Below are 6,189 nucleotides of genomic sequence, written 5' to 3'. Positions count from 1 at the left end.
GAGGAGGGGAGGGCGGCCGGCGGCTGTCCGCCGGGGGGACGCTTCCGTTCAGGAAGAGGGCCGGCGATCCGTGCGGGTGAGCGGCACAGGGAGGGGTTCGCCGGGCGATGCGGAGAAAATTAACAGCCGCCTCCCGTCGTCACAAGATCAACAAATTCGTGCGCATCCCGAGAGGTCTCGTGAAAGGTCCAGACCTAGTACCCGATCGGGTCCCGCGCACCGGTTGCCGGTACGGCCCTCCCGCCGGGGACGCTGGATATGCTCGCGCCGCCGTCCGTCGCCACGGCGGCTGCCGGAAATGGACGTACCTCTGTGACGCACCGACTGTGGGGAGTCCGAGATGGAACCTTCGCTCGTATCGCTTGCCGGAACCGCTCCGCCGACGGCGTCAATGGGCGGGGCACTGTGGTCGTTCGCCCTGGTCGTGGGCCTGCTCACGGTTACCCCCGGCCTCGACGCCGCCCTCATCCTGCGTACCGCCGGGCTCGGTCTGCGGCGCCGGGCGTGGGGTGTGGTCCTCGGGATCCAGACCGGCACGCTGATGTGGGGAGCGCTGAGTTCCCTCGGCGTGAGCGCCCTGCTGACCGCGTCCCAGGTGGCGTACGAGACGCTGCGCTGGGCCGGTGTCGCGTACCTGGTGTGGATGGGGGCGGGCATGCTCTGGCGCACCTGGCGCCGCACGCCCGCCGGTGAACTCGCCGAGGGGGAGCCCGACTCCGGCAAGGACGGCGTGTACAGCGGCTGGCGCCAGGGCGCGGTCACCAACTTCCTCAACCCCAAGATCGGGGTCTTTTACGTCGCCGTGCTGCCCCAGTTCATCCCCGCGGACGCGGCGCATCTGACCGCGGGGCTGCTGCTGACCTGTGTGCACATCCTGCTCGGCCTGGTCTGGTCGGCCGTGCTGATCGTCTTCGCGCTCGCCCTGCGCGACTGGCTGCGGCGCCCGGCCGCACGGCGTGCCCTGGACCGCGTCACCGGCACGGTCGTCGTGGGTTTCGGCGTGCGGCTGGCGCTGAGCGACTGAGGAGGCCGGGCCGGGCGCGGCGCGGGTGGTCTAGCGCGGGCCGGGCAGGGCGGCTTCGAGTGCCTCGTGGCAGAGGCGGATCGCGGGCTGCTGGCCGCCGCCCTTGCGTACGGCGGTGACGATGCGCCGGTAGCCCCAGCCCTGGGGCAGCTCGTAGAGGTTCAGGGTCGGCGGCTTGCCCTGCCACAGCAGGTCGGGCAGGAGGGCTACGGCGTGCCCCTGCTGGACACAGCGCAGATGGGCGTTGACGTCCGTGGTCTCGAAGCGCACGTCCGGCTCGAAGCCGGCCTCGCGGCACAGGGCCATGGCCCAGCGGCGGGCCGCCGTCCCGACCGGCTCCATGATCCACGGCAGGGCGGCCGCCCTCCGCAGCGCCGCGCGGTCGCTCACCGCGACCGAGGGCGGGGGCAGGGCCAGGCGCATGGAGCCGACGCACAGTTCACGGCGTTCCAGATTCGGCTGGCGCGCCTCGGCGTCGTAGGGGTACTCCTCGGCGACGACGAGGTCGAAGTCGCGGGTCATGAGCTTGGGCAGCGCGTGCTCGGGTTCGACCTGGGTGGTCTCCACCCGCAGCCGTGGGTGCGTGCGCTGCAATTGGGCGAGGGCGGCGGGCAGGACGGCAAGGGCGGCGGTCTGGAAGCAGGCCAGCCGCACGGTTCCGGCGATCTCTTCCATCGAGGCCGCCAACTCGGCTTCGGCGCGCTCCAGTTGCTCAAGCACGATCTCCGTGTGGGCGACGAGTATCTCGGCCTGTGCGGTCAACCGGACACCTCGTCCCGACTGTTCGCGCAAGGGAGCGCCTACCTCTGCCTCCAGCATCGAAAGCTGCTGGGATATGGCGGAAGGCGTATAGGACAGGGCGCGGGCGACTGCGGCGAGGGTGCCGCGGTGCTTCAGTTCTCGTAATACGCGTAACTTTTGCAGGTCGAGCATGCCACCGAACTCTAGCCGATTCGACAGTACGGCTAACCAATGAGGTGAAGGATCTATCGCTGTACCGGGGAGCGTGGATCAGTCAGAGTGAGTGATGTGAGTGAACCGATGTACGCTGCACCCTCGTTCGCCTTGGCGGCGGGCGTACTTGCCATAACTCCCGCTACGGATACGGCTCTTGTGCCGCGCGAGCTCGCCGACTCGCGCGGGCGGCACCGGGGAAGCGCGGACCGGGGCAGCCCGATGAGAGAAGCCCGGACGGGCACGTCGGACGCCGGCGTCGACGAAGTAAGCGCAGGTCGGCCGCCGTGGACGGGGCACCACCGGTGAGGCGCCGGCCCACGGGGCCGAAAACCTACGGTGGTTCACGCTGCTCATCCCACCCTCGACGGGGCCCGGAAATATTTCGAGCGTCGACGTGTCGAAAAAGCATCGGTGGCCGTCGCACTCTGGTTCCTCATCAGATCCCGTACTGCAACGTTGTGTTCATAAAGGCCGGGCGCATGGCCGACCCGCTGAACGGAAAGTAAGAATGCTGATGATGAAGTCCCTTGGGGGTTCTCCGCCCGTCTCTCCGGAACGAGGGGTCCTCTCTCTCGGAGACCTGAGCCAAAGCAGTGTGCACCGGCTTGTCCAGCGCTCGGCCGATCTCTATCAGAACCTTGACGATCACGACCGTCCACTGCGCGGCAAGGCCGTGGGAATCCTCTTCGCCAAGACGTCCACGCGTACGCGTACGGCGTTCACCGTGGGGTGCATCCGGCTGGGCGGCTCCCCCGTGACGTATGGCCCGAACGACCTCCAGACGAACACCGGCGAGTCCATCGCCGACACCGGACGCATGCTCGGCTGCATGCTGGATCTCCTGGTCGCCAGGACCGCGGGCCCGCTGGACGATCTGCGCGCCATGTCCCGCCACGGCGGTCTGCCGGTCATCAACGCGATGGCGGCCGAGGAGCACCCCACCCAGGGGATCTGCGACCTCGCCACCGTCAAGATGGCCCGGGGAGAGGTCGACGGGGTCCGCATCCTGTACGTGGGCGAGGGGAACAACACCGCCTCCGCACTGGCGGAGGGGATCTCCCACTTCTCGGGCTGCCACGTCACCTTCGCCACCCCGGAGGGGTACGGCGTACCGGCCGCCACCATGGAGGCGGCGGCGAAGCGCGCCGCGACCCGCCACACCACGCTGACCGAGGTCCACTCCATGGACGCGATTCCGGACGACGCCGGCTTCGACTTCGTCTACACCACTCGGTGGCAGACCACGGGCACGAGCAAGCCGGACCCGGCCTGGCGCGAGAAGTTCCTCCCCTTCTCCGTGGACGACGCCCTGATGGCGCGCTGGCCGCACGCCTGGTTCCTGCACGACCTGCCCGCCCACCGCGGCGAGGAGGTCTCGGGCAGCGTCCTCGACGGCGACCGGTCCCTGGCCTGGGCGCAGGCCAGGATGAAGCTGACCAGCGCGATGTCCACGCTGGAGTGGACCGCTCAGCAGAGCTGACCTCGGGGTGGTCGCCGCCACGAAGTGCCGCAGGGCTCGTGTGGAACGTTTTCGCTCAGCGGGGTCTCTCACTACCTGTACAGCTGTATTCCCCTGAGAGGAGTCGTTCCTGATGGTGCGTCGTGTTCGTGTACTGCTGCTGACCGCCCTGGCGCTGGTCATGGGGTCGGTGATGTCGTCCGCTCCGGCCTCGGCTGTCATCGGCGGGTCGAAGAGCACCTACGGCCCGTGGGCGGTACGCATGCTCGTGGACGGCAAACCGGCATGCACCGGGACGGCCGTCGCCCGCCAGTGGATCCTCACCGCCTCACACTGCTTCTACGAGCAGGCACGGCCGGTCGCCGACAAGCGGATCTCCTTCCGCGTGGGCAGTCTCGACATGCGCAGGGGCACCAAGGTCCGCCCCATACCCGGCAAACGCGTCGGCAGCGCACACGCCGACATGATGCTCGTCAAGGTCCCGCCGATGAACGTCCGCACGGCACGCCTGTCCACGGTCGGCGTCCACCGCGGCCAGGCCGTGCGGCAGTACGGATGGGGCGCCACCTGCACCACGGACGAGAGCGCCTGCCAGTCCCCCGTCCTCAAGCAGTCGGACCTGAAGGTCGTACGGCCGAACGACCCCCTGTGCGCGGGTCACACCGCACCCGGCGGCCCCGACTTCTGCATGAAGAAGGTCTCCGGGATCCCCGCCGGCGGCGACTCCGGAGGCCCGGTGATGACCGTCGGCCCGCGCGGCACCGAAACCCTCATCGGCGTCTTCAACGGCTCCGACCGGGAGAAGAGCGCCGAGGCCGGGGAGGTCTCCCAGCAACTCTCCTGGATCCGCTCGGTCATCCGGCGGTAGCGGCGCGCCCGCTTCGGCCGCTGACCGGATGGCGAGCGTCTGGCTCCAGCGACTGACATTCCTCGCCAGCGTTCGCGGCGAGAACGTCAATGGCGAATTCAGCTGGCTCAAGGTGAAGGACCCCTCCACCGGCGTCACCGGGTACATCAACGCCGCATACTGCGAGCTGATCCCGTAAACAGCAGGAATTGTCAGCGCACCACGACGACGCTTGTACCGAGTTTCGCGAAGCCCCACAGGCTTTTGGAGGCGTCGGACCCAAGGCGGATGGCTCCGGTCTTCTTCCGGGTGGCGGGTTCAGGCGATGCCCCGTCCCGCGCGGCGGAAAAGGCAGCCGACGTACCCCCGGAACCGGAGAAATAGACGACCCTGACGACCTGAACCCCATCGCTGCCCACGGTCGCATTCCGCAGACCCGTCACCTTGTGCTCACCCGCACTCGGGTCCACCGACCCGGGCCACACCGTGTAGGTTTTCACACGCTCGTCCCCGCTCCCGTCGACCAGCCATATTCGGTCTTGACGGAGGGAATATACGACGCGCTTGCCCGCTCCCGATTCCTTGGGCAGCGCTTCAGCCTTGTCGCGCTTCTCGCCGCTGGGGCCCGGCGTGCTCGAACTCGCTGAGGGTTTCTTTTGCCCGGTAGGCTCAGGGGTCACTCCCTCGGCCTGAATCGCGAGTACCGCAACCACAGCCAATGCTGACACGGTAAGACCTGACACACTTGCCCAGGAAGGTATCCGGCTGGCCATCGGTTGGTTGTCTCCTACGCGCGTGGCGGCCCCAGGCCGGGCCGCGGCTATCAGAAGCCTATCGGGCGGACGCTTGTCCAATCATCCGCGAGTCCCCGAGGAGGGCCTGGGGGACGGCGTGCGGTGACCGATACCCCGAGAGGGGCGCGCGGACGAATCCGAGCCCTCGCGCCGGGCAGGGGGAACCATGAGAAGGGAGACTGACGCGTATGCCGCAGACAGCCGTCGTCGTGATCGACATGATCAACACGTACGAGCACGAGGATGCCGAGGCGCTCGTGCCTTCCGTGCGCAAAGCGCTGCCACACATCGCCCATCTGCTCACGCGTGCCCGCGAAAGCGGCACACCTGTGATCTACGTGAATGACAACTTCAGGCGGTGGCGCTCACACCACGGAGAACTCTTGGACGCCGCGCTTGCCGGGCGTCACGGGGAGCTCGTCGAGCCGGTCTCCCCGGACGAGGATTCGCTCTTCGTCGTCAAGGCCCGTCATTCGATCTTCTACGAAACGCCGCTCGCGTACCTCCTGGGCGACCTGGGCGTCGAGCAGCTCGTCCTGTGCGGGCAGGTCACGGAACAGTGCGTGCTGTACTCCGCGCTGGACGCCCACATCAGGCACTTCGACGTCGTCGTGCCCCCCGAAGCGGTCGCGCACATCGACGCCGACCTCGCGGACGCGGCTTTGCGGATGATGCGACGCAACATGGCCGCGATGACGTGTTCCATCGACGCCATCACCCTCGACCCGGCTCGCTGACTTCGGTCTTGCGCCAGTCGTCCGTCGCCGCGTCGTACGCCACCAGACCCCGCTCCTCGAACGCGCGCAGCCACCCCTGCATGGGCCAGCTGCCCCAACGGGCCTTGTACAGCGCGCCGTTGCGGAGGATGTCGTCGAGGTGCTGGACGGGCGGAGTGTGCGTCGGATGGTACTGGTGGTACGCCGGCGCTCCGCCTACCCACCAGAGATCGACACCGAGTGAGGTGGCACGGGCGGCGAAGTCGGTGTCCTCGGCACCGTAACCGGTGTAGGACTCGCAGAACCCGCCGACTCGCTCCCAGGTGGCCGCGGTGAGGGCGAAGGACAGTGACCAGAACAGGCGGGGGTCTCCGGCACGCACGATGTGCCCG

At 68.3% G+C, this 6,189-nt stretch carries 8 protein-coding genes; 5 read left to right on the top strand and 3 right to left on the bottom strand.

Annotation, left to right across the window (positions count from 1 at the left end):
* The first annotated feature begins 340 nt into the window (after positions 1-340).
* On the top strand, positions 341-1,024 hold the full coding sequence (locus GKQ77_RS25455; protein WP_258021943.1) for a LysE family translocator: 684 nt from the start codon (positions 341-343) through the stop codon (positions 1,022-1,024).
* Between the two features lie 30 nt (positions 1,025-1,054).
* On the opposite strand, the gene GKQ77_RS25450 is transcribed toward GKQ77_RS25455, so the two are convergent.
* Entirely contained in the window at positions 1,055-1,957 is a 903-nt protein-coding gene (locus GKQ77_RS25450; protein WP_219691270.1) for a LysR family transcriptional regulator, read from the bottom strand.
* Between the two features lie 532 nt (positions 1,958-2,489).
* Between GKQ77_RS25450 and GKQ77_RS25445 the strand changes: the two genes are divergently transcribed.
* The 3 genes from GKQ77_RS25445 (at position 2,490) to GKQ77_RS25435 (ending at position 4,486) form a co-directional block, all read left to right on the top strand.
* Positions 2,490-3,461 carry an ornithine carbamoyltransferase gene (locus tag GKQ77_RS25445; RefSeq protein ID WP_308117784.1) on the top strand — a complete coding sequence of 324 codons (972 nt, stop codon included), beginning with the start codon at positions 2,490-2,492 and terminating at the stop codon, positions 3,459-3,461.
* A 112-nt stretch (positions 3,462-3,573) separates the two neighbouring features.
* Entirely contained in the window at positions 3,574-4,308 is a 735-nt protein-coding gene (locus GKQ77_RS25440) for a S1 family peptidase (protein ID WP_219691269.1), read from the top strand.
* Positions 4,309-4,336: 28 nt separating this feature from the next.
* Positions 4,337-4,486 carry a hypothetical protein gene (locus GKQ77_RS25435; RefSeq protein WP_219691268.1) on the top strand — a complete coding sequence of 50 codons (150 nt, stop codon included), beginning with the start codon at positions 4,337-4,339 and terminating at the stop codon, positions 4,484-4,486.
* A gap of 13 nt (positions 4,487-4,499) precedes the next feature.
* On the opposite strand, the gene GKQ77_RS25430 is transcribed toward GKQ77_RS25435, so the two are convergent.
* Positions 4,500-5,000, bottom strand: a complete 501-nt coding sequence (locus GKQ77_RS25430) for a hypothetical protein (protein ID WP_308117785.1) — start codon at positions 4,998-5,000, stop codon at positions 4,500-4,502.
* A 269-nt stretch (positions 5,001-5,269) separates the two neighbouring features.
* Between GKQ77_RS25430 and GKQ77_RS25425 the strand changes: the two genes are divergently transcribed.
* Positions 5,270-5,818, top strand: a complete 549-nt coding sequence (locus GKQ77_RS25425) for a cysteine hydrolase family protein (protein WP_219691266.1) — start codon at positions 5,270-5,272, stop codon at positions 5,816-5,818.
* Here the strand turns inward: GKQ77_RS25425 and GKQ77_RS25420 are convergent.
* On the bottom strand, positions 5,796-6,189 hold a 394-nt coding region (locus GKQ77_RS25420; protein WP_258021941.1), incomplete at its 5' end, for a glycosyltransferase family 2 protein. The two genes, GKQ77_RS25425 and GKQ77_RS25420, sit on opposite strands and share 23 nt — an antisense overlap.

Source organism: Streptomyces anatolicus (assembly GCF_019400875.1).
GTDB classification, from domain to species: Bacteria; Actinomycetota; Actinomycetes; order Streptomycetales; family Streptomycetaceae; genus Streptomyces; species Streptomyces anatolicus.
The sequence above is the reverse complement of the archived record's forward strand: the minus strand, read 5'-3'. Positions and strand labels throughout refer to the sequence as shown.